This window comes from Sinorhizobium sp. RAC02 (genome assembly GCF_001713395.1).
Lineage (GTDB): Bacteria > Pseudomonadota > Alphaproteobacteria > Rhizobiales > Rhizobiaceae > Shinella.
In genome coordinates, this window is record NZ_CP016451.1 from 125024 (window position 1) to 149617 (window position 24594).

26 protein-coding genes are annotated in these 24594 nt (G+C 58.4%); 15 read left to right on the forward strand and 11 right to left on the reverse strand.

The window, feature by feature from the left end; genetic code table 11:
• Window positions 1-41 precede the first annotated feature (41 nt).
• Window positions 42-260: a glutathione S-transferase family protein gene (locus BSY16_RS33285; RefSeq protein WP_069061743.1), complete on the reverse strand. Its 219-nt coding sequence runs from the start codon at window positions 258-260 to the stop codon at window positions 42-44.
• Window positions 261-474: 214 nt separating this feature from the next.
• Between BSY16_RS33285 and BSY16_RS33115 the strand changes: the two genes are divergently transcribed.
• Window positions 475-570 (forward strand): hypothetical protein, encoded by a 96-nt coding sequence (locus BSY16_RS33115; protein WP_353652381.1) that lies wholly within the window; start codon window positions 475-477, stop codon window positions 568-570.
• Window positions 571-814: 244 nt separating this feature from the next.
• On the opposite strand, the gene BSY16_RS20465 is transcribed toward BSY16_RS33115, so the two are convergent.
• The 3 genes from BSY16_RS20465 to BSY16_RS20475 form a co-directional block, all read right to left on the reverse strand.
• The gene (locus BSY16_RS20465) at window positions 815-1801 is read right to left on the reverse strand and encodes an aldo/keto reductase (protein ID WP_286157256.1); all 987 of its coding nucleotides are present in this window, start codon (window positions 1799-1801) and stop codon (window positions 815-817) included.
• 353 nt (window positions 1802-2154) lie between these two features.
• Window positions 2155-2943: a phytanoyl-CoA dioxygenase family protein gene (locus BSY16_RS20470; protein ID WP_069061746.1), complete on the reverse strand. Its 789-nt coding sequence runs from the start codon at window positions 2941-2943 to the stop codon at window positions 2155-2157.
• Window positions 2944-3144: 201 nt separating this feature from the next.
• Window positions 3145-3942, reverse strand: a complete 798-nt coding sequence (locus BSY16_RS20475) for an SDR family NAD(P)-dependent oxidoreductase (RefSeq protein ID WP_069061747.1) — start codon at window positions 3940-3942, stop codon at window positions 3145-3147.
• Between the two features lie 167 nt (window positions 3943-4109).
• Here BSY16_RS20475 and BSY16_RS20480 point away from each other — a divergent pair, with 167 nt between their 5' ends.
• Window positions 4110-4442 carry an ArsR/SmtB family transcription factor gene (locus BSY16_RS20480; RefSeq protein WP_069061748.1) on the forward strand — a complete coding sequence of 111 codons (333 nt, stop codon included), beginning with the start codon at window positions 4110-4112 and terminating at the stop codon, window positions 4440-4442.
• On the forward strand, window positions 4442-4879 hold the full coding sequence (locus BSY16_RS20485; RefSeq protein WP_069061749.1) for an SRPBCC family protein: 438 nt from the start codon (window positions 4442-4444) through the stop codon (window positions 4877-4879). Before BSY16_RS20480 ends, BSY16_RS20485 begins: the two co-directional genes overlap by 1 nt.
• Window positions 4880-4884: 5 nt before the next feature.
• On the opposite strand, the gene BSY16_RS20490 is transcribed toward BSY16_RS20485, so the two are convergent.
• Window positions 4885-5520 carry a CGNR zinc finger domain-containing protein gene (locus BSY16_RS20490; RefSeq protein ID WP_171902458.1) on the reverse strand — a complete coding sequence of 212 codons (636 nt, stop codon included), beginning with the start codon at window positions 5518-5520 and terminating at the stop codon, window positions 4885-4887.
• 166 nt (window positions 5521-5686) lie between these two features.
• Between BSY16_RS20490 and BSY16_RS20495 the strand changes: the two genes are divergently transcribed.
• On the forward strand, window positions 5687-6487 hold the full coding sequence (locus BSY16_RS20495) for a DUF2066 domain-containing protein (RefSeq protein WP_069061751.1): 801 nt from the start codon (window positions 5687-5689) through the stop codon (window positions 6485-6487).
• 294 nt (window positions 6488-6781) lie between these two features.
• Here BSY16_RS20495 and BSY16_RS20505 read toward each other — a convergent pair whose 3' ends face one another.
• A complete protein-coding gene (locus BSY16_RS20505) occupies window positions 6782-7330 on the reverse strand; it encodes a TetR/AcrR family transcriptional regulator (RefSeq protein WP_069061753.1) in 549 nt (182 codons plus the stop codon).
• A gap of 390 nt (window positions 7331-7720) precedes the next feature.
• Between BSY16_RS20505 and BSY16_RS20510 the strand changes: the two genes are divergently transcribed.
• The 5 genes from BSY16_RS20510 to BSY16_RS20525 all read left to right on the forward strand — a co-directional run bounded on the left by BSY16_RS20510 (window position 7721) and on the right by BSY16_RS20525 (window position 11173).
• Window positions 7721-8281, forward strand: a complete 561-nt coding sequence (locus BSY16_RS20510; protein ID WP_069061754.1) for a GNAT family N-acetyltransferase — start codon at window positions 7721-7723, stop codon at window positions 8279-8281.
• A gap of 86 nt (window positions 8282-8367) precedes the next feature.
• Window positions 8368-8778: an NAD(+)--rifampin ADP-ribosyltransferase gene (gene arr / locus BSY16_RS20515; protein WP_069061755.1), complete on the forward strand. Its 411-nt coding sequence runs from the start codon at window positions 8368-8370 to the stop codon at window positions 8776-8778.
• Between the two features lie 328 nt (window positions 8779-9106).
• Window positions 9107-9652: a P-loop nucleotide/nucleoside kinase family protein gene (locus BSY16_RS31485; protein ID WP_083243039.1), complete on the forward strand. Its 546-nt coding sequence runs from the start codon at window positions 9107-9109 to the stop codon at window positions 9650-9652.
• Between the two features lie 178 nt (window positions 9653-9830).
• Complete coding sequence (locus BSY16_RS20520; RefSeq protein ID WP_069061756.1) at window positions 9831-10796, forward strand: SDR family NAD(P)-dependent oxidoreductase; 966 nt, start codon at window positions 9831-9833, stop codon at window positions 10794-10796.
• Between the two features lie 56 nt (window positions 10797-10852).
• Window positions 10853-11173 (forward strand): MmcQ/YjbR family DNA-binding protein, encoded by a 321-nt coding sequence (locus tag BSY16_RS20525; protein ID WP_069061757.1) that lies wholly within the window; start codon window positions 10853-10855, stop codon window positions 11171-11173.
• Between the two features lie 440 nt (window positions 11174-11613).
• Here BSY16_RS20525 and dinB read toward each other — a convergent pair whose 3' ends face one another.
• From dinB to BSY16_RS20540, 3 genes are all read right to left on the reverse strand, one after another.
• Window positions 11614-12696 carry a DNA polymerase IV gene (dinB, locus tag BSY16_RS20530; protein ID WP_069061758.1) on the reverse strand — a complete coding sequence of 361 codons (1083 nt, stop codon included), beginning with the start codon at window positions 12694-12696 and terminating at the stop codon, window positions 11614-11616.
• 77 nt (window positions 12697-12773) lie between these two features.
• Window positions 12774-13451 (reverse strand): SOS response-associated peptidase, encoded by a 678-nt coding sequence (locus BSY16_RS20535; protein ID WP_069061759.1) that lies wholly within the window; start codon window positions 13449-13451, stop codon window positions 12774-12776.
• Between the two features lie 81 nt (window positions 13452-13532).
• Window positions 13533-13793: a hypothetical protein gene (locus tag BSY16_RS20540; RefSeq protein ID WP_069061760.1), complete on the reverse strand. Its 261-nt coding sequence runs from the start codon at window positions 13791-13793 to the stop codon at window positions 13533-13535.
• 207 nt (window positions 13794-14000) lie between these two features.
• Here BSY16_RS20540 and BSY16_RS20545 point away from each other — a divergent pair, with 207 nt between their 5' ends.
• From BSY16_RS20545 to BSY16_RS20555, 3 genes are read left to right on the forward strand one after another with little or no spacing between them, the layout of a single operon-like run.
• Window positions 14001-14756 (forward strand): ImuA family protein, encoded by a 756-nt coding sequence (locus BSY16_RS20545; protein ID WP_069061761.1) that lies wholly within the window; start codon window positions 14001-14003, stop codon window positions 14754-14756.
• Window positions 14677-16188: a Y-family DNA polymerase gene (locus BSY16_RS20550; protein WP_083243027.1), complete on the forward strand. Its 1512-nt coding sequence runs from the start codon at window positions 14677-14679 to the stop codon at window positions 16186-16188. The genes BSY16_RS20545 and BSY16_RS20550 overlap by 80 nt, the downstream gene beginning before the upstream one ends.
• Window positions 16188-19451 (forward strand): error-prone DNA polymerase, encoded by a 3264-nt coding sequence (locus BSY16_RS20555; RefSeq protein ID WP_069061762.1) that lies wholly within the window; start codon window positions 16188-16190, stop codon window positions 19449-19451. The genes BSY16_RS20550 and BSY16_RS20555 overlap by 1 nt, the downstream gene beginning before the upstream one ends.
• Window positions 19452-19506: 55 nt before the next feature.
• Here the strand turns inward: BSY16_RS20555 and BSY16_RS20560 are convergent, their stop codons facing one another.
• Together BSY16_RS20560 and BSY16_RS20565 are read right to left on the reverse strand one after the other, a co-directional pair.
• Window positions 19507-20310 carry a DUF3800 domain-containing protein gene (locus tag BSY16_RS20560; RefSeq protein WP_069061851.1) on the reverse strand — a complete coding sequence of 268 codons (804 nt, stop codon included), beginning with the start codon at window positions 20308-20310 and terminating at the stop codon, window positions 19507-19509.
• Window positions 20311-20518: 208 nt separating this feature from the next.
• A complete protein-coding gene (locus tag BSY16_RS20565) occupies window positions 20519-22012 on the reverse strand; it encodes a Swt1 family HEPN domain-containing protein (RefSeq protein ID WP_069061763.1) in 1494 nt (497 codons plus the stop codon).
• A gap of 530 nt (window positions 22013-22542) precedes the next feature.
• Here BSY16_RS20565 and BSY16_RS20570 point away from each other — a divergent pair.
• The 3 genes from BSY16_RS20570 (at window position 22543) to BSY16_RS20580 (ending at window position 24572) form a co-directional block, all read left to right on the forward strand.
• On the forward strand, window positions 22543-22722 hold the full coding sequence (locus BSY16_RS20570; RefSeq protein ID WP_020046815.1) for a hypothetical protein: 180 nt from the start codon (window positions 22543-22545) through the stop codon (window positions 22720-22722).
• 175 nt (window positions 22723-22897) lie between these two features.
• Window positions 22898-23833 carry a DUF3991 and toprim domain-containing protein gene (locus BSY16_RS20575; protein ID WP_069061852.1) on the forward strand — a complete coding sequence of 312 codons (936 nt, stop codon included), beginning with the start codon at window positions 22898-22900 and terminating at the stop codon, window positions 23831-23833.
• Between the two features lie 133 nt (window positions 23834-23966).
• On the forward strand, window positions 23967-24572 hold the full coding sequence (locus BSY16_RS20580) for a DUF1419 domain-containing protein (RefSeq protein ID WP_069061764.1): 606 nt from the start codon (window positions 23967-23969) through the stop codon (window positions 24570-24572).
• Window positions 24573-24594: the final 22 nt, after the last annotated feature.

The window sequence follows — 24594 nt, forward strand, 5'->3', positions numbered from 1 at the left end:
ATGCGCTCGCGGCTGTGACAATATCGCCGAAACCGACCGGGTCACCTCAATCCTTCCTGCGCAAGAGCCTGGATGACGGAAGGCATTGCCTTCATCCGATCCAGGCAGTTCTGCAGGGTTACGGGTAGATCAACGCCGCTCTTTGGCGAAGCCATCAGGATCCAGAACAAGTAGCAGTCGGCAATCGCTGGATCGACATTGACGGCAACCGCATCCACTACATCGACGAAGGCAACGGCCCAACTTTGCTCCTGCTCCACGGCAACGGAAGCTGGTCCTTTCTCTACCGCATATCATCACCCGGCTGGCTCCGCATTGCCAACCACGTGGAGGGAGGATGAATGTATGGCCCAATAAGAATCCTATCCTTGCGCCCAGCGCGGTCATTTCCAGCGCTTCAACCCGCCTGACATGTGATGTTGGACGCCACCGGACGGCTGTGTTGATGCCGGCGAAGCCCTAGAACAAGCTGCCATCCGGGAGGTTTCCGGGAAAGCCGGGCTGACGATCGCGATTGTTCGGGACCTAGGGCAGCTCGACGTTCCTGACGGTAAAGGTGGCTTTTCTTGACATACCCGACCTTTTGGCAAAGAAATTAAGTGGTCAGGTTATCGCTGGCGACGATGCAGCGGCCATCGTTTGCGAGCCGATTGACAGTTTGCCAAAATGACGTCTTCGGCGAGATGCACCAGTACGTCCTCGATTGCCCGGGCGTTAAACCGCTCATACAGCTGTCGAAGCATATTCTTATCGTGATCCGTCATCGTCTCCTCATCCTGTTCCTGTGGTTCCGAAATACTGAACTTGGCCCCGTCTAGCCGAGCTCAGCCAGCACACCGTCGATCTCCTGCATCACCGGAGGCGGCAGCGCGCCCAGTTGGAGGGCGCCAAGATTGTCGCGAACCTGCGCCTCGGTCTTGAAGCCGGGGATGGGAAAGGTGTTCTCCGATCTGGCCAGCAGCCAGCCGAGCGCGCCCTGTGCCGTGGTGCGTCCGCCCGTCTGCAACAGGTCGCGAATGGCGCCGATCTTCTGCAGCACCTCGGGCCGTGGCTTGCCGTCCACGAAATCGCGAACCCAGCTGTGGCCGGCGGCGCGGACATCGCTTTTCGGCAACTGGCTGCCGGACCCGAACTTGCCCGACAACAGGCCCATGGCGAGCGGTGAATTGTTCAAACTTGCCAATCTGCCGGTTTCGCACAGGTTGATGTGTTCCGGAGCATCATTCAGCACATTGAGCGATTGCTGGATCGAGACGAAATTTGGAAACTTGAGCATGCGGCGAGCGGCTGCAACGTTGCCGGTGCTCCATCCCCAGGCCCGGATGCGGCCCTGATCCACCAGCGTTTCAAGCGCCTCGCCGGCCTCATCGGCCTGCTGGTCGGTGAGTTCGCCCACATGGATCTGGTAAAGATCGATGCAGTCGGTCCCGAGCCGCCTGGCAGATTGTGTCCAGGCCCACTCGATGTAGGTTTTGCTCACATCACTGCCGATGAGCGCACGCCGATCACGGTCGTAGGTGTAGCCGAACTTGGTCGCGATGATGGCCTGGCCGCGCCTTCCCTTCAAAGCCTCGCCGATCACCTCTTCGCTGTGGCCAGTGCCATAGGCATCCGATGTGTCGAACAGCGTCGCGCCCAGCTCCAGCCCGACATGAATGGCCCGGATCGATTGCGCATCGTCGATGTCGCCCCATCCGTCGTTCATGCCGTCTATTGTGAAATGGCCACCGATCGCCCAGCAGCCCATGCCAATGGGCGGCGCGGACATGTCGCTACGGCCAAGTTTGCGGGTAGTGATCATTTTCATCTCCTCATTTCAGTCCAGAAGGGAAAAACAACAATCTGGCCCGGGTCCGGGCCAAGACCGAAGATTGGCGGTGAACATTTTCATACGGGCCGGCGTTGCCGCCACAACCGAGATTGCACGGCGTTTTTCATTCATGAAAAGGCGGCCCCGTCTCTTCGTCCCAAGCGAACAGAATTGCGGCCAGCGCCTTGTGCTCAGACACTCTCGAGATCGGCTGTAAGACTCTCATGGCCAGAAGGAATGCCGCCACGGGTTCATGAACCTCACCTCCTGATTGAGCCCGTCGGACCCGCATCGGCGACTAGAATTGGGACGCAGCGCAAACTGCGTCCCTGAGGTTGATGAGGTCAGAAGGTCAGATCGCAGGCTCGTCGGATGGCGATCTGGACCGGAGACGGCGGGATAGCCGGGTCGAACTCCCCTTTCGGCACCAACGGTGGCTGCGCTAGGAAGCGAGGCTGACTGCCCCGGTGAGGTTGTGCCGCATGGACCAGGAACGGATGGCAAAGGAAAACGGTACCGGCCGGACCAGTTGCCAATTCCTCTGGGCAATTGGCAGAGGACGCATAACCATTGACCGACAGTTGCCTCAGCGACTGTCCCGCTTCGCCATGGGGTAGAAGCTCGCGCGCAATAATTTTGTGTGAACCCTTTCGAATCCGAGTGGGGGCATCTTTCTCGCCAACATCGGACAACAGGAAAAGCATGAGTAGGGCTCGACCATGGCTCTTCACATTGACCCGCAATTCCATGAAATCGGCGGAATCGCCGAAGCTCATGTCGACGTGCCAGCCATCGTCACCCGGCGGCTCTGCGGATGGAAAGCGAATGGGGAAAGAGCCAAGTCCGCGGGGGTGCACCCAGCGACCCACTCCGACGAGGTCGTCGTAGGCGGCGCGCAGCCTCGGCGTATTGGCAGCCTCCACGAACGGGGGCGTGTACTTTCCGGCAACGCGGATGACAGGCTGGCGCCATTCCTGCGGCCGCTCAGGCGACAGTCCGATCTCGGCCCAAAGTTCCGCCCTGCATTGCGCCGCCAACTCAGGACTGAAAGCGTGATCTATCCTGATGAAACCCTCGTCGATGAATTGCTGGACCTGAACAGCAGTCAGCCCGGTATGGTGTTGATTTGGCATGATGGTCTCCCATGGCGCCCGCACTGCGGGGCCATTCTGATCTTTTCGAAAAGAAACTGATTGAGCAGCGCTTCGCGGCTCAGATCAGCGGGAAGAAGGAAGACGTGAACATCATTGCTCCTACTTGCTTACGAAGATTGTCCATTTGATGACGGAGTCCCTCGACCGGGACTACCGTTATACGAAGCTCCCGCCAGACTCCTACTCTGGAATCATTCCCGCCGTCAGGTTGACGTAGGCGGCCGTCATGGACCGGGCTTTGTCGGAGGCCAAAAAGGCTGCCGTTTGCGCCACGTCATCCAGTGTCGGCAATCGCCCGAGCATCGTCGTCTGGGCGCCGCCGCCGAGCCATTGGTCGACCGTCAGTCCCAGAGCACCGGCCTTTGGTGCAAAGAGTTCGCCAGTATAGGACCCCGCCTGCGGGGCATCGGAAATCGCATGCGGGCCCAAACAGACGACACGAATGTTGCGCGGCCCCAGTTCTGCTGCCAGAACCCGGGAGAAGGCCTCTACGCCTGCGCAGGTGACACTATAGCCCAGATGGCCAGGAGGTGCCGTGCGTCCGGCAGGCGTCGAGAGCGTGAGGATGACGCCCTGGCCTCGCTTGCCCATATGCGGCACCACCGCCTTGCAGCTGTTGAACAAAGAGCTCAGGAAATTCTCCACCGGACTCATGAAAGTAGCGAGATCAAGGTCATCGATATTGGAGCCCTGATCGTGCATGAAGCTGGTCGCATTGATCGCGACGTCAATGCCGCCGATGCGGGCGCCAAGAATCGACAGGGCCTCCGTCGTCTCCGTCGCGTCGAGGCAATCGACCTTGAATGTCTCGATAGTGCCGCTGGCGGCGCCCGCCTTGTCTGCCGCGGTATCCAGGCGCTTTTGGTTTCGCGCGCCAAGCCACACGCGGCCGCCTTCCGCGACGAATTCCTTGGCCATGGCGGTGCCAATCGCGCCGCTGCCGCCGAAAATGACGATGTTCTTTCCCTTCAGAAGCATGAAGTCCTTCCTTTTCCGTATGACAGGCAATCCCCCTGCCATCGCCGCCTTTCGACGTCGTGCCAGTTGATCGCTATGGGAGTAACTGCTATTCGTCAACTGAATGGTTGACATTGATCTTTTAGACCACGCACACAGGGGCGTCAACCATATGGTTGACGAAAATCATGATAGCTGAAGACGAAACGCTCGACGCCATCTTCCATGCGCTGTCGAACCGCACCCGGCGGCGACTACTTGCCGACCTCAGCGTTCGGCCCGCCCGTGTCAACGAGCTGGCGCGGCCCTATGACATGTCGGTCAATGCCATTTCCAAGCACCTCTTCGTGCTGGAAAAGGCCGGGCTGATCGAGCGGCGGCAGGAGGGGGGCAGCCAGGCCTGCGTGCTCGCGCCAGGCGCGCTTGCCGACGCCGATGCCTGGATTTCCCATTACCGGCAGTTTTGGACGAGCCAGCTGCACGGCCTCGCGCAATTCGTCGAAAGCCGGGATGACAGTTGATGCAGCCGACCGAGCTATTTGTCTCGCAGGTGGTGAAGGCCGAGCGCCGCAAGGTGTTTGCCGCCTGGACGAATCCCGAGCTTGTCCGGCAATGGTGGGGCCCACCGCCCTTTACATGCCCGGTCGCCGAGATCGACCTCAGGGTGGGCGGCAGCTACCGGCTTGCAAACCTGGGGCCGGATGGTCAGATCATATGGATCAGCGGCACGTTCACCCGCGTCGAAGTTCCGGACGCGCTGAGTTACACTTGGATGCTAGACACGCACAGCTCCGGGCCTTCTCTGCTGCATGTCAATTTCTTCGATCACCCCGATGGTACCGAAGTTCGCATTCACCATGAGCGCTTCGCCGATGTAACTGTGCGCGACGAACATGCCTTGGGCTGGCAGGGCTGTCTCGGCAAATTTGCACTGTTTGCGGCTGCCAACATGCGTTGACCGTATCAGTCCCCGGTCACTTCCTCTGCCCGGATGCGGCCGCGATATTCACGTACTTTGGCTCTGTTGCCGCACGTATCCATCGAACACCAGCGGCGAGGCTTCGACCTCGAGCTGTCAAGGAAAAAGCCGCCGCAAGGATCGCCTTCGCATCGGCCGATACGCCTCTCGATGGGTATGAGTTCGAGGCTCGCAATCGCCAGAGCTACGCGTCTAACCGGTAGCATGAAGCGCGATCCAGGATCGCTGTTCCTGCCGGGCACCTTCTCCGAATGCAGTCCGCCATCACCGAGCATCTCAGCCAGTAATGTGCGTAGCGCCTGCATCGTTTCGTCCATCCGGGGGGAACTCATTCGATGCTCAAGCCGATCACGCCAGATTCGACGCAGGTACAAGGCGGCACGATGTGCCGATGCGGCGTCGTCGGGATTGTCGGGCGCCTGGCCTTGCAGCAAGCCAACCTCCTCCTCAGTCAGGAGCCCGGCCGGCAACGACCATTCCACCAGGGCAGAATAGCTGGGGATGAAATCGACCTGACTGCCGCCCCGCCAGTGCAAGGTGTTGGCGAAATCGAGCGCCGGATCCCCGGCCAACATCCGCATCCGTCCAAGGTCGGAAAAATACGCGCGCAGCGCGGGCAAAGGGGCTGCTGATCGGGCCATGTAACCATTTAAGCAGCGACAGCATGATCTGCAAGCAAGACGTTGGCTGGCAACGCCACCCCTCATAACTTGATTCCCTCGCACAGCTCATGTAACTACCTAACAGGTTACATCAGTCAACAGCCTCTGTGATCGGATTGGGACGATGCAGGACATCAAGATATGGGCGGCCCTGTCGCTCTCTTTGCTGATACCAGCGCCACAGGTAGAGGCGCGCCAGATCGACGACCTCTATGTTGCTAGGGCAATCGTGACCGGACAGGGAGAAAAGAACCGTCAGCCCGGTTTTAGGGATTGCCTTGAGCGTGTACTGATCCGTGTGTCGGGCGACCAGCGGCTGCCGAAAAACCCAGGCTACGAACGGCTCCGGGCCAGCGCAGGAGGCTATGTGAGTTCCTTCTCCTATCGCGACCGGCTGGCGGGAAAAGCCATTCACGACGAACAGGGCACCTACGACCGCCCGCACGACCTGATTTGTCGCTACGATCTCGCGGTTATCAACAATGTGCTTGCTAAACTCGGAAGCCGTCCCTGGCTCGAAAAGCGACCGACGCTTGCCGTCTTCCTCGATGTCCAGCCTAACGGCTCGCCTTACCGTGTTTCTCCTGTCGATCCGCGTGATCTCGCGATGCGGGAGTCTTTTGCGCTTGGCGCCGAACCGATGGCCATGGAGGTTCGCTTTCCGGCGCAGGGCGATATAGACGCCTGGGCGCTAGGTCCCGCCGCTCACGAACTTTCAGAAAGGGCCGAAGCGGTCGGCGCCGATCTGCCGCTGGTGGGCCGGCTCATGTGGAGCGACGCCGATCTGGGCTGGGTAGCAACCTGGCGGCTGAGCGCTGGCGGCATGGAACAGCGCTGGACGGTTCGCGGCGTCAACTTCGATGAGGCCTTCCGCGTGGCCGTGCGCGGGGTCGCCCAAATCCGGTCGGGAAACGGCAGTCCTTGAAATCAATCGGCCATGTCGGTGATACGGCAATCGAATCGATAGACGCAGCCGGACTCGCTCATTTTATCCGCAACGATTTCGTCCTCGGCCCGGTCCCGACCGTGCCGGAAATTCTGCTCCACACGGCAGGTCCAAGGAGCGGTATGCGGCGGCTGGCGGAGCGATATGAACACTTCAGAACGCCCTATTGGGCGTATCTCTGGGGCGGCGGATTGGCGCTCGCCCGCTACTTGCTTGATCATCCCTACGTGGTCGAGGGCCGGCGCGTGCTAGATCTCGGGACAGGTTCAGGCATTAACGCTCGACGCACAGCCCATCAATGTAAAAATCGAGGTGGCGGTGGGCGATCGATCGCTCTTCGTGCAATGGCAAACCAATTGCTAGGGGCCGAGCAAAGCGTATCAAGGCGTACACGATGTCACGCACGGCGAAATCTTCGGGAAGTGAACCGTCCCGTACGGCACGGTCGACCATCGACGTCATGAGTGCGTTTGCACGGGCAAGAAGGTCAGGCCAGTCTCGCTTCTCCAGACGCGGATGAATAATGTTTATCACTCCAATGCCGCAATCAAGAGCGGCGTGCATGTATTGACGTAGCGCGTCGATGCTGTCGGAAGCTGTGTCAATCAGAGCTTCCCCGGCGCTGATGCTCTCTTCCAAAACCTGACGAGCCACGGCATGGAGAAGGGACTGCTGGTCCGGAAAGTGCCTGTACAAAGTTCCAATTCCGACGCCGGCGCGCGCCGCGACCTCGTCACGTGAAGGCTCGCCGCCAACTTCGAGTATTAATTTAACAGCCGCCTCAATGAGCCGTGTCCGATTTCTTTGCGCGTCAGCTCGCATTGTTGACAAATCCAACTCGTTGGGGACGCCTAAAAAGCGATCCCAACCACGTAGGCATTGCTGCCGGTCCCGTGCAATGGACTACTCTCATCTACCTCCAGAATCTCCAAAAAGCTTCTTACGAGATGGGGATCTTGACCTAGCCATAAACGGAGTGTATTCCTCCGTTTATGGCTAGGTCAAGTCTGTGGCATGTGAAAGTGGAAATTCGCTCTGAAGGCGGGATCAGCGACGCCAGTGCCATAATTAGCCTTGTTAGCTACACGGCTGCTTAGGAGCGCTCATACCAGCCACTTGCGCTCGCCGACCGTAGCGGACGGGGAAGGGACGCTTAGGACAGGGAGCCGTTGGTTTTCTGGGCTATCGTTAAATAAACGAGATGGATTTTATATGAGTAAGATTGTTGGAGCGAGGCTGTACCTAGCCCGCTGCACGTCGGACGACCGCTCAGACTTTCTGGCGTTGGAGCAGGATGCTGAAGTCATGCGATACCTCAATGGTGGCGCCGTTGATCATTCACGGACCGACCCTGATCATGTTGAGTTTCTCATGCCACGTGGTGACGAATCGTTTGTATGGACAGCACGAAGCCAACCAAACGCAGCCTTCATAGGCTGGTTCTCGCTCTTTCCGCAGAGTGACACAGTCGCAGAGATCGGATTTCGCCTCTGTCGCCGTCAATGGGGCTCAGGTCTTGCGACTGAAGGAGCGGCGTTGCTGCTGGCATGGGGTTTCGAACAGGGTGGATATAAAACCGTTCTTGGCACGACAATGACCGTCAACCAACGCTCCCGCCGCGTCCTGGAGAAGATTGGAATGACACATATCGGAACCGACCATCTTGCCTATCGCCATCCTATTCCCGGCTCCGAGCAAGGAGATGTCCGCTACGAGTTAACCTCGTCCATTTGGCGGTCGCAGGTGTCTCAGGGGTCGGCGTCGGTCAGTTAGAATTTAGCCCATCACCAGCGCTTGTATGGTGATGGGGTGTTTGGCCGCAACTCTGTGTCTAAATGATTTTTTTGTTGGAGACTTAAATGAACAGTGCCACCCCTTCGGATCCCTTTTTTCACGGGACGCGGGCCGATCTGAAAATTGGTGACCTGATATCAGTCGGGTACGCATCAAATCATGGAGATCGTACGCCGCTTTCCTGGGTCTACTTCAGTCAAACCCTAGAAGCTGCAATCTGGGGGGCGGAGCTCGCATCGGGTGACGGGAGACAGAGAATCTACGTGGTCGAGCCGACCGGCGAATTCATAGATGATCCGAATCTCACCGACAAAAAATTTCCAGGCAACCCCACTCGGTCGTTTCGCTCACGACAGCCCCTTCGCATCGTGGGAGAAATCAAGCAGTGGGAGGGTCACAGCCCGGAGCAACTGCAAACGATGAGGGATGGTCTGGCGGCGCTGCGAGCAGCAGGGAAGGACATCATCATCGATTGAAGGTTGGATTTACAGATTTGCTGAGCTTCAAACATGGGGTCACAGACAGCGACCGCTTCGTAGTTTCTTCTGCGAAAACTGCAGGGTTGAATCTGCATGGGGCAGCGAACGTTTGAATTTTCGATCGAAAGGAGTGGCCATCCGGCCAAGCTTACTATGGCAACATTCATCTATCCTTGATCGCTGAGTGAGCGAACGTTTCTCACAAAATTGACGGCTGTGAGATGTATCCCCTGGTGCCGTTGGTTTTTCAATCTGTAGTGCCCGACACCACATGGTTCGTCGCTGGAAAGGGGATGGCCATGAGAATGTGAAAGGTCAGATGACTATGCCGAAATCACCCACACTTTACCTCACTTGCGGCCTGCCTGGCTCGGGCAAAACAACATTGGCCAAGCAACTCGAGCAAAGCGCAGGCGCAATTCGTCTGACTGGCGACGATTGGCTCCAAGCACTATTCCCGGAAATGACGACAGACGAAGCCGAAAATGGACCACTTCGAGCCAAGATCGAGAAACTTCAATGGCGAGTAGCCCTTCGCGCTCTAGAACTAGGCTGCAATGTCATAGTTGATTGGGGAATTTGGTCACGAAAGGAACGTGATGATCTCCGCAACGCTGCACTCAGTGTTGGAGCAAAGGTCATCCTTTGCCTTCTCGATCCTCCCTTAGCGGAGTTGTGGGAACGGGTATCGCGTCGCAATGAAGAGCGACCTTTCGGCGCGTTTCAAATGACGGAGGCCGACCTGATCAGGTGGTCCCATCTCTTCGAACGTCCCGCAGCTGATGAATTAGCTCAGTATAATATGTGGATAGGAAGTGACAGTCACGTCATTATGAGGAAACGGTCAAAAAGAAAAATTTCATACAAGTAATTCAAAAACCACCTCCGGCGGTGTATTTGGTGTTGGTCTAATATAGGATACTGGCATGAAATGCAATTCAAATACAGAACGTGAAAGTTCAATAGTGGAATCCGTCTGACTACCGAGGTATTATTATAATTATTGCTCGAAAATCTAGCTGGCGTCTGCTATCAACGTGGAAAAGAACATGATCAACCATCAGAAACCTATTAGGTCGGGCTTTGGTGCAAGAACAACCGCGTCAGAGGTGCTCGGCGGCAGTGATTTACATGGCAAACGAGCTATCGTAACGGGGGGGCATTCTGGGCTGGGTTTGGAAACCACCAAGGCGCTCGCAGCTGCTGGCGCTGAGGTACTCGTAGCGTCGCGCGATCAGCAAGCCGCAAGTTATGCTATACGGGACATACCTGGTGCCAGCATTGGCGCTCTTGATTTGTCTGATCTCCGTAGTGTCCGAATCTTCGCTGACTGGATTCTAGCCCGCGGCCAGCACATTGATGTGCTCATCAACAACGCCGGCATTATGGCATGCCCCGAAACCAGGGTTGGCCCTGGTTGGGAAGCTCAGTTCGCGGTTAACCACATTGGTCATTTTGCGTTGACGAGTCTTCTCTTGCCGCTCCTCGAGGGGGGCGCAAGAGTTGTGTCTGTATCTTCCGCAGGTCATCACAATTCACCACTGCGGTGGGACGATATGCAGTTCCGGAAGGCCTATGACAAATGGTTGGCTTATGGACAATCCAAGACCGCCAATGCGCTCTTCGCACTCCAGCTTGATCGCTTGGGTCGCGAACGTGGTATTCGTTCTTTTTCACTTCATCCCGGAAAAATATTCACGCCGCTCCAGCGCCATCTTACTCAAGCAGAGATGAAGGGCGAAGGTTGGCTGGATGACAACGGTGTTCCCGCTGACCTCAGCTTCAAAAACCCTACGCAGGGTGCGGCGACGCAAGTCTGGGCTGCCACCTCACTACAGCTCGATGGGCTCGGTGGGCTTTATTGTGAGGACTGCGATGTGGCGTTGCGCGCTGACGAAGCTTGCGAGCCTTTCGTCGGTGTAATGTCCTATGCAGTCGATTTGGATGAAGCCGAACGGCTATGGGCATTGTCTGCCGGCATGACCGGAATAGATGCGTTCTCTGACCGACGATAACGCGTTAGGCAGACAGCTGAGTATTTTGAAAGCTTTCGTGAAAACAGGAGAGTAGCATGATTGCGGATGAGTTTAAGCAATTGGCTCTTAAGCTGCCTGATGCGCAAGAGGGGTCTCATATGAAGCATCCTGACTTCCGTGTTTCCGGGAAGGTCTTCGCGACGCTTGGCTACCCTGACGTGAACTGGGCGGTCGTTATGTTGACGCCAGACGAGCAGGCAAAAGTTGTAGGCCGCGAACCTGATATCTTCAAACCTGCCAGCGGTAAATGGGGTCGCGATGGATGTACGCAAGCACGACTCGAAAAGCTTGATGAACCAATGGCTCGGGAGGTGCTTCAGAAGGCATGGGAAAGGGCCGCTCTTAGAAGACTCTAAGATTGCGCCGAGCTCTATTAACGCACGTTTGCACCAACCGTCATTGATCAGGCCTCTTCGCCAGTATGTTCATATGTTCGATGAGGCCCTGCCCATGCCTATTGAATCTACGCCCGCTGATGACGCGGGCGTTTCTGTGTCTGGCCGCCGCGAGGCGCTGTGCTGGAGTTCGCTCTTATAAGGATTATGTCGTGCAGTTTCCGCATAGCTGCACTGCAGCAAAGTCTGTTTCGTGTGCGGCGGAAACTGGTACCTTGATATTCATCGAAGCGATGCACCTCCTTCCGCAGAGCTTCGAATTCAGACGGCCCACTCCTCCTCCCAAGGGTCGTCTGTCGGAACAGCGGCACTCCTCCTCTTGAGCTGTCTGTTCGGTTCTTTTCGGAAAGCCTGCCGCACCTCCTCCCGCGGCAGGCTTTTTCGTTTTCAGGGGCGTCACATCAGAGTTCGAGAGCGAGTTGCGGTGCCTGCTCACTCTCTTCGGTATTGAGCGACGACAGGGTGATCCCGAGGAGCCGCACCGGATGTTTGAACGGGAACACTGTGGCGAGCAAGGTCTCTGCTATCTCCAGGATCATATCGATGTCCGAAACGGATCCCGCCACAGTCCTGCTGCGTGTCGCCTGACTGAAATCCGAATATTTGATTTTGACAGTCACGGTCTTCCCCGTGATGTCGTGCGCATCGCAATACCTCCAGACTTTCTCGGCCAATGGCCGCAGTTCGGTTTTCGCCAGCTTGAGATCATCGATATCCTCGACGAACGTATCCTCGGCGCCAACAGACTTTCGAATGCGATCGGGTCTCACCCGGCGTTCATCGACCCCGCGGGCAATGCCGTAGAAATAAGGACCGGACTTCCCGAAATTCTGCTGCAGGAAGGCAAGGGATTTCGATTTGAGGTCAAGCCCGGTCTCTATGCCATACCGTTTCATTCGCTCGGCCGTGGCCGGCCCCACGCCATGGAATTTCTTGACGGGGAGGGCCTCGACAAAACCAGGGCCGTTCTTTGGAGTAATGACCGCCTGGCCATTCGGCTTGTTCAGATCGCTTGCCATCTTGGCCAGGAATTTGTTGTAGGAGATACCGGCCGACGCGTTGAGGCCAGTGACTGCCTTGATCTTCGCACGAATCTCCAGTGCAATCTCGGTGGCGATCTCCATGCCTTTCAGGTTCTCGGTGACATCGAGATAGGCCTCGTCCAATGACAGCGGCTCGATCAACGGCGTGTACTCGGCAAAGATCTCCCGGATCTGCTGCGAGACCTGTCTGTAAACCTCGAAGCGCGGCGGCACGAAGATCAGATCCGGGCATTTGCGCTTGGCGGTGACCGACGGCATGGCCGAATGCACACCAAAGACACGCGCTTCGTAGCTTGCGGCGGCCACAACGCCGCGTGCCGCCGATCCACCGACCGCCAATGGTTTACCGCGTAGCGCCGGGTTGTCTCGCTGCTCGACCGACGCATAAAATGCGTCCATATCCACATGGATGATTTTGCGCACGGGTTGCACACTACCCATGACGTCAGTTTCCACAGGATAAGTCGGCATTTGGTGAACAGGCATCTGACTGCTCTGGTCGTGCTCTGTGCTGGTGATCAAAGCAACAGACCTTCCTCGTCCGGCTTCGGTTTGGCCTGTGGCGGAACGATCACCAGCATGTTGCCCGGGAGCGGACGCTGTAGGTGGCGGGCTTCATCCCACGGTGCTGTCAGCCAGGTCTCCACTTCCTCAGGCGTGGTCAGGATGGAGGGCATGGCCTTTTGATGGATGGGAGAGACAATCTCATTCGGCGAGGTCGTCAGAAATCCAAACAGCTCGTATTCCTGCTCGCCATCCCTGACCTTCCGCACGCCCTTCCACGGAGTCCAGAAGCCCGCGAAAAACATCAGCGGTCGCTCTTCGTTGCCGGCGAACCAAGCGTTCGGCACGCGTCCGCCCTCCACCTTGCTGGCTGGGTCAGGCTCGGCAAAAGACGTGAACGGAACCACGCAGCGGCTGGTAGGCCCAAGCCAGCGGCGCCAATGTGGGGAGTTTACATTGCGGATATTGGTGACGCCCGGATCGTAGTTTTTGACATAAGCCGGCGGCGACGGCATTCCCCAGGTCGCCCGGGCAATCTCGCGCTGTCCGTCATCGGCGACGCGGACAATCGGTGCCTGATAGCCTGGATAAACATCGAAGGAGGCTTCATTCCAGCCGGCTCGATCCCGGAACGCCTTTGTAAATTTCAGAACCGCGTCACGCGTGGTCGTCACGTTGTAGAGATTACACATTGCCGTCCTCCTATCCAATGCGTGTCAAGGCGAAGTTTCCGACCCTTTCGGAACGCAATCAAGCTTTGAAAGCTCCAGCGATCACCTGGGCTTTTGCGGCTCAAAAACCAAGGCCGCCTCCAGCAAACAGGGAAATCCCGTCCGGCATCTATCCTGTCCGTCAGGACAATGCATCTTGTCGCATCCCATCGCCATGCGACGGCGCAGATCCACAAAACGCATGCTGGCGCCGAACTGTTTCACCAGCGCCTTGCGATCAAGCTCGCCCCGTTGCACGCACGGTTTGCATTCGACGGTAATCACCGGTCCCTTGAAATCTCTAAGCGTCAGCAAACCGGGCATATTTCTATTTTCTCATCTACGATATTTTTCATCACATTCAGCATCGAATTGAATCTGCTTGATGAATCGATCGATCAAAAGCCGTCTCGTGATGCTGGCTGCAGTCCACCCGATTCTTGCCCGTTGACTCATCGCTGTTTAAAGAACAAAAACAGAACATATCAGCTTTTTTTGGCTATGCAAATGCACCCTTGACGTAGGAAACCGATGCCAATCACTGCCGCCAACCCCGTCATTTCCGAGCTTCAGGACCGCATCCGGCGGCTTGAAGGCGGAGTTGCGCGCAAGGGCGAGGTGCTGTCGTTCGAAATAGCTGAGATCGATGCAAAGCTTCCCGGTGGCGGGCTGGCCTGCGGCGCCTTGCACGAGGTGGCCGGCGGTGGCGCCGATGCCGTGCATGGCGCGGCCGCCGCTCTGTTCGTCGCCGGGATCGTCGCGCGCACGAAGGGCGACATCCTGTGGTGCCTGACACGGCCGGATCTGTTTGCGCCGGCATTGGCACAGGCGGGGCTTCACCATGATCGGGTGATCTATGTCGAGGCCGACCGGGAAGAGGACGTGCTCACGAATTTCGAAGAGGGCCTGCGTTTTGGCGGGCTTGGCGCCGTCGTTGCCGAGCTTGTGCGCCTGCCCATGACCGCCTCACGGCGCCTGCAGCTGGCGGCCGAGGCTTCAGGAACAATCGGGATTGCGCTTCGGCGATGGCGGCGCCCGACAGAGGCGGCTGATTTCGGGCAGCCGACGGCGGCCACGACACGATGGCGCATCAGCGTCCTGCCTTCCGAACCGCTTCCCGTGTCGGGCATCGGGCGGGCGCGGTGGCTGGCGGAATTGATCAGAGCAAGGGCGGGAGAAGCCGCAGAATTTGAAATAGGTGCCTGCGATGCCACGGGTCGTATCAGTCTTTCTCCCCACGCTCGCGACGGACAGGATCAGGCGCGCCGATCCCAGAATTTCGGCTGAAACACCTGTTGTGGTTGTTTCTCGCAGTGGATCAAAACGCACCGTGGCCGCAGTCGACGCTGCGGCCTTCAAGGCCGGCGTCCGCATCGGCATGCCCGCCGCCAAAGCCCAGGCGATGATATCCGGCCTGCATCTGGTCGATGCCGACCCCATCGGTGATGCCTTGGCGGTGGAGCGCCTGGCGCTGTGGATGCTTCGCCAGTATACGCCGGTGGTGGCGATCGACAGTCCCGACGGCATCGTCATGGATACCGAGGGTGCCGACCACCTACGCGGCGGCGAGATGCCGATGCTGACTGGCCTTGTCAACGCTTTAAGAGGCCACGGTCTTCAGGCCCGCGGCGCCATCTCCGACACCTGGGGCAGCGCCCACGCGATTGCCCGTGCCACGCGGCGCGAGGTGATCATCGTGCCAGTTGGTGAGACAGCAAAGGCCGTCGTCAACCTGCCAATTTCCAGCCTTCGCCTGCCTTCCGACATCGTCAGCGGCTTGACCGTGCTCGGGTTCCGAGCCGTCGGCGAACTTTCCGCAACGCCGCGGGCGCCTTTGACACTGCGTTTCGGGCCGGAGGTCGGCCGCAGGCTCGATCAGATGTTTGGACGCCTTGCCGAACCGATCGATCCCATTCGCACCGCCGAATTCGTCGAGGTTTCCCGGTCGTTCTCCGAGCCGATCGGTGCGGCCGAGACCATCGCCAGATATATCGGCAAGCTCGTGGTCGAACTCTGCGCCGCCTTGGAGACGCGCGGGCAGGGCGTTCGTCGCGCCGATCTGATCATCTACCGCGTCGACAACACCTTGCAGTCCCTACGTGCCGGCACGGCCAAGCCGGTGCGCGATATCCAGCATCTGACAAAGCTTCTCTGTTCCAGCATCGAGAAGATCGATCCCGGTTTCGGCATCGAGAAACTGTCCCTCGCTGCTACTATGATCGAACCGTTCGAAGAGAAGCAGTCCATCTCCTCGCTGGTCGAAGAAACCATCGTCGACGTCACACCGCTGCTCGACAGTTTTGGAAATCGCGGCCAGCGCATGTACCGGCTGGCGCCTGTTGAAAGCGACGTTCCCGAGCGCAATGTCGGGCGCGTCTCCCCCATTGCCGCAAAACTGGGTCAGGCTTGGCCCACCCGCTGGCCACGGCCGAGCCGCATGTTGGCGCGCCCGGAACGGATCGAAGTGATTGCGCTCACACCCGACCATCCGCCGGCATCCATGACCTGGCGCGGCAAGCGCCGGCGCATCAAGCGCGGCGATGGGCCGGAACGGGTCTTTGGTGAGTGGTGGGTTCGGTCCTCCGAAATGGAGGCGGTCAGGGACTACTATTCCGTCGAGGATGAGGACGGCAATCGCTTCTGGGTCTATCGCTCCGGCGACGGGGTGGATCCCGCTACCGGAACGGCCAAATGGTTCCTGCATGGGATCTATGGCTGATGCGCTACGCCGAGCTCCAGGTCACCAGTCATTTTTCCTTCCTGCGCGGCGCGTCAGGTTGCGATGAGCTGTTTGCGACGGCCAAGGAGATTGGCATCGAGGCGCTTGGCATCGTCGATCGCAACAGCCTTGCCGGCATCGTGCGTGCCTGGGAGGCGGCCAAGGAAACCGGCGTCCGGCTGGTCGTCGGCTGCAGGCTCGATCTGGCGGACGGAATGTCGATGCTGGTCTATCCGACGGACCGGGCTGCCTATTCGAGGCTTTGCCGGCTTCTCTCACTTGGCAAGGAGCGGGGCGGCAAGGGCAATTGCATCCTCGATCTGTCAGATGTTGCCCTTTATGCGGACGGACTGCTCGCCGTCCTGGTTCCCGACGAGGCCGATGACGCATGTGCCGTCCAGCTTCGCAAGGTGAAGGAGATCTTTGGCGACCGCGCCTATATGGCCCTGACCTTGCGCCGGCGGCCGAACGATCAGTTGCGCCTGCACGAGCTCAACAGCCTGGCGATCCGGCACAAGGTCCGGCCGGTCGTCACCAATGACGTGCTGTTTCACGAGCCGGGCAGGCGGCAGTTGCAGGATGTCGTCACCTGCATTCGCCATCGCACGACCATCGATCAGGCCGGATTCCTTCGCGAACGGCATGCCGATCGCTATTTGAAGCCCCCGGAGGAAATGCATCGTCTGTTCGGCCGGTACCCGGAGGCGCTCGCCCGTACCCGTGAGATTGTCGATCGCTGCCGCTTCGACATGAGCGAACTGACCTACCAATATCCTGAGGAAGCGATCATCCTTGGACTGACGGCACAGCAGACACTGGAGAAGTTCACCTGGGAGGGCGTTCGCGATCGCTACCCCGAGGGTGTGCCTGACGATGTGGTCAAGACCCTCAATCACGAACTCGACCTGATCCGCAAACTCGATTACGCGCCGTATTTCCTGACGGTCTACAGCATTGTCCGCTTTGCGCGATCTCAGCATATCCTCTGCCAGGGCCGTGGAAGTGCCGCCAATTCTGCCGTCTGTTATGTGCTGGGGATCACGGCGATCGATCCGGCCGCAAACGATCTGTTGTTCGAGCGCTTTATCTCGGAAGAGCGCAACGAGCCGCCCGACATCGATGTCGATTTCGAACATGCCAGGCGCGAAGAGGTGATCCAGTGGATCTACAAGACTTATGGCCGACAGAAAGCCGCGCTTTGCGCCACCGTCACCCGCTACCGCGCCAAAGGCGCACTTCGTGATGTCGGAAAGGTGCTCGGCCTGCCTGAAGACATGATCACAGCTCTGTCGGCCGGCGTCTGGGGCTGGAGCAAGGAGGGCGTCGGAGAAAAGCAGGTCAACGAGCTGAACATGAACATGTCCGACCGCCGCCTGCGACTGACATTGGAACTGGCGCAACAGTTGATGGGCGCCCCTCGGCATCTGGGCCAGCATCCCGGCGGCTTCGTCCTGACCAATGACCGGCTCGACGAACTGGTGCCAATCGAGCAGGCCCGGATGGAGGACCGCCAGACCATTGAATGGGACAAGGACGATATCGAGGCGCTCAAGTTCATGAAGGTGGACGTGCTGGCCTTAGGCATGTTGACCTGCATGGCCAAGGGCTTTGCATTGCTGGAAGAGCACAAGGGAGTGAAGCTTGATCTCGCGACCATCGAGCAGGAGGATCCGGCCACTTACGCGATGATCCGCAAGGCCGACACGCTCGGCACGTTCCAGATCGAATCGCGTGCGCAGATGTCGATGCTGCCGCGGCTGAAACCCCAGACCTATTATGACCTGGTGATCCAGGTGGCGATCGTTCGCCCCGGGCCGATCCAGGGCGACATGGTGCATCCTTATCTGAGACGGCGCGAAGGCAAGGAAGCGGTCGTCTATCCCAAGCCGGAACTGGAGGCCGTCCTTGGCAAGACGCTGGGCGTGCCGCTGTTTCAGGAAAGCGCCATGAAGGTGGCGATCGTCTGCGCTGGCTTTACCGCTGGCGAGGCGGATGCGCTGAGGCGTTCAATGGCCACATTCAAGTTCACCGGCGGCGTCTCGAAGTTCAAGGACAAGTTGGTCCAGGGGATGGTGAAAAACGGCTACACCGAGGAATTCGCCGAGAAGACCTTCTCGCAGCTCGAGGGTTTTGGCTCTTATGGCTTTCCCGAGAGCCATGCCGCTTCGTTTGCCCTCATCGCTTACGCCTCCTCCTATGTGAAATGCCATTATCCGGATGTGTTCTGTGCCGCCCTCATCAATGCGCAACCGATGGGGTTCTACGCGCCGGCCCAGATCGTCACCAATGCTCGAGCCCATGGCGTTGCGATCCGGCCGGTCTGCATCAATCGTTCGCGGTGGGATTGCACGCTTGAGGAGATCAGCGGAACAGACGACCATGCCGTGCGGCTCGGTATGCGTCTGGTCAGGGGTCTGCCTGAACAGGATGCGGCAAAAATCGCAGTGGCGCGTGGCGATGAGCCGTTCGTTTCCATCGACGATATGTGGCGGCGCGCCGGCGTGTCGTCGGCTTCCCTGGTCAAGCTTGCCGAAGCCGATGCGTTCCGGCCGTCCCTGAAACTTGAAAGACGCGATGCGCTGTGGGCGATCAAAGCCTTGCGTGACGAGCCACTACCCTTGTTTGCTGCGGCCGCCGATCGCGAGCGGGCGGTGATTGCCGAACAGCAGGAACCGGACGTGACGCTTCGGCAGATGACGGAGGGCGCCAACGTCGTCGAGGACTACGGACATACGGGCGTGACACTGCGAGCCCATCCGGTCTGCTTCCTGCGCGATGATCTCACCCGCCGAAATATCGTCACCTGCTCTGATGCGACTTCTGCGCGAGACGGGCGCTGGCTGATGACAGCGGGTCTTGTTCTCGTCCGCCAGAAGCCGGGTAGTGCCAAGGGCGTGATGTTCATGACCATCGAGGATGAAACGGGCGTCGCCAATGTCGTCGTTTGGCCGAGCCTGTTCGAAAAGCAGCGCCGCGTCGTGCTCGGATCCTCAATGATGGCGATCAATGGTAAGATACAGCGGGAAGGGGGCGTCGTGCATCTGGTGGCGCAACGGATGTTCGATCTGACCGCCGATCTGGCAAGCCTTGGCGAGCGGGATAGTTTCCGGGTGCCGACAGGGCGTGGGGACGAGTTTGCCCATGGGTCACCCGGCAGTCCCGACAGTCGTGAGCGGCCGCCGATGGGCGTCAAGGCCCGGGAAATTTATGTACCTGACCTGCACATCGATACGCTGAAGGTGAAAAGCCGGAATTTTCAGTGAATGGCTTAGCGGAGCTGCTGGATACGGTGAATACCGGTTCAACGCGGTGTCAGTCTCAAAACATACTGATTTGGTCCGGCTTGGTGGAGATGAGTTTCGGCGTTGCCATCGGAAACGGATGCGTGGGAAGAGGGAGTGATGCGAGACGGGTATCGGTTTCTTGGGTAACGTGACAACGGAGTCCGGAAACCGGCCCGACGCCATACCGGGCAAAATACGGCTTTATAAGGTTATAACCGCGCTGGTCACCTGATTGATAATGGCGAAAAATCCAGTATGCGATCAAATCCGCCATCTGAATCAGGCGAGATGCCTTGGAATCCAGAAAGAGAGGCACTTCCGCAAAATTCCGAAGCTGCCCATTGGCGTGTCCCACATGCTTGAAGACGTGAGACAACGTTTGAATTCTTTCCTCGTAGCTGCTCTTATCGAGGATGACGAGTCCGCGCTGTGGGTTCTTTTTCTTGTAAAGCGTCTTCAGATATCCATCAAAGCACGAAGCGACTTCCTCGAAGCTGCGGGCCAAAATCTCATTGGGGCTAAAGAGCTTCTTCTCAAGAACGCACGCATATACTTTCAATTGTAGCTGCTTGTCGGCTAAAAGCGACAAGATGTCGACCACAGCTTGAACCCTGTCGTTCGGCGGCACACCTTTCCAGGCGCCATTTCCCGACCGCATCGGATTTCCGTGAAACTCGATGTCCCGAGGATTGGTTGAACTGAACCGCGCCGCGACCGGGTCGATCTGAGCTTCCAGCCAATGCGTTTGGCGTTCAAAGATGCTGAATCCGGCAAGGACAAAAAATTCCGAACTTGGATCATGTGAGTGACCTGACTCGTCCAGATACAGTAGATGCAACGGATCCCCCTGAAACGAAAAAGCGGACCGCATGCGGTCCGCTCGAATTCGGTAAGCCGAGTGAAACAATCGTTCAACGCACCGACGGATCAGCGCTCTCGACTATGACGAACATATATCTGCTGCGCCCAGGCTTTTCAAGAGGCCAGTTCGACGTCAGTAGAATTGGAGAATGTGACATGTTGACCGTCGGTCCGCTGGACCAAGACTACTCGTCGTCCTCAAGCGCCTTCAACCACGCCCCGTCGTCATTCATCTGGCTGGTGAGCCGTTCGATCACGCAAATGGCCTCCACCAGACGAACGCCATCCAGCTTGCGGTAATGTGCTGTCGGACGCCTGGACGCGATCAGCTTCTGCATGTCGTGGTTCAGTTCTTCGCGGTTGATAAACACGCTTTCGAAGACTTCGGACCAGTTGTTTCCTGAGAGAATGATTGCGTTCAGGTCACCAAGATCAAGATAGTTGATCAGTGGCGTCTGCCCCTCTCCACGTCGCAGCGCTGCTTCCCGGATCTCCCTTGCCTTTCCGCCCAAGTTGCCATTCACGCGTTGCTTGAACCACTTCTGGCCAAACTTCTGTGCGAGTTTGCGCGTGATAAAATCGCGCAATTCCTCCTCAAAAGTTCCGAGCGCCTGATAAGCATCGACACGCGTATCACTCGACCTGATTGACATTGAGACGCGCCCTACCGAAACGATCGCGATGGCCCCGCTCTTCGATCGCAACCCAGCTGTCAACCCGCTTTCGATCACGACGTCGAGTGCCATCGAAAGCTCCGCCTGCGCGAGCCCGGTATCGACGTCAGCGTCCTCGTACATCCGCCGACGCATTTGGGGGTCTCTCCAAAAGCGCTCGGGAAGATCGGGACGCGTCCGCCATTCACCAAACAGGTTCTGATAAGCTGATAGTGCGCTTGGTGCGACGTAGCCATGAATGTCGCCGGCACCTGCAAAGGCTGACAACTTCAATCGTGTCGTTTCGAATTCTCCGAAGAGACCGCTGTGCAGGCCCAAGGATGCGCTTAGGTGGACACTGGCGCCAGAGCTCTGCGAAATCGCCAGTGCGGCGTCGCGAATTTCATTGATCCTCGCTACCTCGAGTTGGCTGGAATAGAGGCCAGCAAAGTTCGGCACGGATACATCAGTGAGGATGGACGCCCACTGATTGGTCCTGACCGACAGCGCAAGCAGGTCGCTCATCGACTGGAGCGCTGGATCAATTCGGAATGACAGCTGCTCTGCAAGGCGCGCGTAAGCTTCTGAAATTCCGCTGCCAGCAGAAGCCAGTGCGAGAAAGTCTGAATACGCACTTTTTGTCTCCCCGCCCAGCAGCCCGCCCGATGAACCCGAAACAAGCTTTTCCCTAATCCCGGACATTTGTTCTTGCAGTCGAAGCCAAGTTGGGTCGCCAAACAAACTGCTATGCGCCGTGTCCAGGGACGACTGCAGTTCGGCGAATTTGGAGCCCAGAACAGCCGTTTCGCGAAGCGCTTCCATTGCCTTAAATGTCTCGGACTGGCGGTATGTGTCCAGTACACCCAGTGTTGGGGATGCGGGGATGCCGGTGAGCGCTCCGAAATCAGGAGTACGATAAGCATCCAGAAGCTTTTGCGTCGGCGATTCAGTGATGTCCCGCATCATTTTATCAAATGCACCACCGCCCAGACCGGCTGCGATGTCTGCAATACTCTTATTCGCCATGCGACACCGTCTTGTTGATTAAAGGATGCCCAACCGAGTTCAAACCCTAGGTAGATATAGTAATTTAGACCGAATTCACCAACGCATATGTCGAAACCGGGAGTGGAAATTCATTCAGCGAATGGCGTCCCCCCCGCGGGTCGGGCTGATGGCTGCGCTGAAGCCTACAGTCTTCACCCTGCGGGCTCTCATGCCTGACGCGGGCAATGATTTATCCCGCAACGATGTTTGGCGACGACATGAGGTATCAGCACCAGTACGGCTGGCAGACTATAACCATCCGCCTCCGGGGGCAGAGGGTGGGTTGGTCATCCGAGGCCTAGAGCCGCTGCAGACTCCAACCATTGGCGTTTCCAACCCCGCTCATCTGTCTGGCATCCCTAATCCAGTCCCGTCCTTGACGGTCAACCCCAAGGGGGTTCGCAGCTACTGCGACCTCTTGGCCGTGCCTGCGAGGTGACCGCGGACAGGCCCGGATCAAACGGGCGCCATCGAGCGGGGATCGGCCCCGCCACCGGATGGAGCCTCACATGTCGGATCTCAGCCTTGCACAAAACCACGCACTCGATCTTGCCCGGACCCTGATGGTCCCGGTCACCCTCTTCGAAATCGATGGCGAGATCGGCGTCATGCCTTCCGCCGAGTATGACGGCGATGAAGACGCCATCATCAACGAATATGACCCCTTTGCTTACGGATCGGCTCATTGAGCCGATCACCCCTTTGGGGGAAGGCGTGCCGCTTGCGCTGATGCGCGCGAAAGGGAGGCTTCGCCGCGATCTTTCCCGGCAGATCTACACATTGCGAACCGCGCCCTTGCGCGCTTCCATCTTCGCGGCCTGGGCGCTGCCAGTCCGAAAAGTCAGGAAAGCTAAAGGAAGTGATATGGAAAAGAAGGACATAGAGGAGCTGCGTGCCCGGGTGGGCTGCGCAGCCGTCCTTGAGCATGACGGTTTCGCAATAGACAGGAAAGAGAGCACGCACCGGGCGGTAAAATTCCGTCGCGACGACGACATCATCATCGTCATCCACGACGACAGAGGCTGGTTCGACGCCCGTTCGGATGCCAAGGGCGATGTTTTCGCGCTCGCAAGCTATCTCCATGGGATCGGTTTTGCAGAAGCCCTGGCGGCTGTCGGCGATCTGGTCGCGTTTCAGCCAAGCGCAGCGACCTGGGAGAAGCCTCTTCGTCAAACGCAAACTGAGGCTTCGGTCGCTGACCGCTGGAACCATAGAAAACGGCCATGGCGCGCTTCGGCGACCTGGAGGTATCTGCATCAATGCCGCGCCCTGCCATGGCAAGTCATCTCCGCAGCGATCGAGGCAGACGTTCTGCGCGAAGGACCCTACGGCTCGATGTGGGCAAAACATGTCGATGAGGCTGGCACCGTCATCGGCTGGGAGGAGCGCGGTCCGGAATGGCGCGGCTTTTCTACCGGCGGCGCCAAGGCGCTCTTCCAGTTTGGAATGGATGGCGCTCGTCGGATCTGCGTCACAGAGGCGGCAATCGACGCGCTCAGTCTGGCGGCGATCGAACAGGCGAGACCCGACACGCTTTATGTCAGCACCGGTGGCGGCTGGTCGCCGTTGACCGCTCAGGCGTTGGAGACTCTGGCTTCCGGGGAAGGCGCGTGGCTGGTGGCCGCGACCGACAACAATGTCCAGGGAGAAGTCTTCGCCGATCGCCTGCGCCAGATGGCGGATAGCGCCGGTTGCAATTTCTCGCGGCTGAGGCCGCAATGTGAAGACTGGAATGAGGAATTGAAGGAGAGGAGAGAGAGAAGAGAGCTGCCGCATACGCGGCCAGCGCATCAAGGGTGAAGCTGCCGCCCGCCTGACGGCGGCCCTTGACCCGCTGCCCGCGAGGCGCCGGCTGAGGAGGGGTGATCAAAGGACTGAAAGAAGAGGTCGATCAGGCTTCCGCTTCGGTCCGCAACCCCAAAAGGAGCAGCCGATGTTCAATCCTCCCACCATCCGTAAAGTGTTCGAAGGTGTGGCCAGCCGCCACGAAATGTACGCCCTGTTCAATCGCCACAGCCAGTCGCCTTTCGACGATGACCGTATTTCCGGCAGACGCTACGTCGGCGAGTGGTTCGAGATATCCGAAGCCGACCATGACCACATGTTCGAGATCCTCCCTCCGCTGTTTTACCGTGGCGACATGTTCGCCATGCGCGAGTTTTTGGCCGCCAGCGTCACCAGCGTGTTCTTTGCGCTGACGATCGATGATCGCTCCCGCTGGTTTCACGGCTATTGCGACCTAGGCGATCGCCAGTCGCCCGACCGCATGCGCGCCGAAATCATCGCCCGCGAATCCCGTCCGGTGCGAGCGATGAACCGACAGGAAAAGCTCGATCATATCTGGAGCGCGACCGGTCCGGATTTTCGTGGTTATGCCGACGGTCGCTTTCCAGTCGATCTGCGCAATCGCCAGATCGTGCTCGTCTATCCCTCTGCTCAAGGCAAGATCTGGAAGCTGCTCGATGATCTGACCGACGAGGAGATCGCCGCCAAGCTGCCCGTGCAATTCCGTCTTTTGCCGGAAACCATCGCTGCCTGACGGCATCCTTCACTTCCAAACC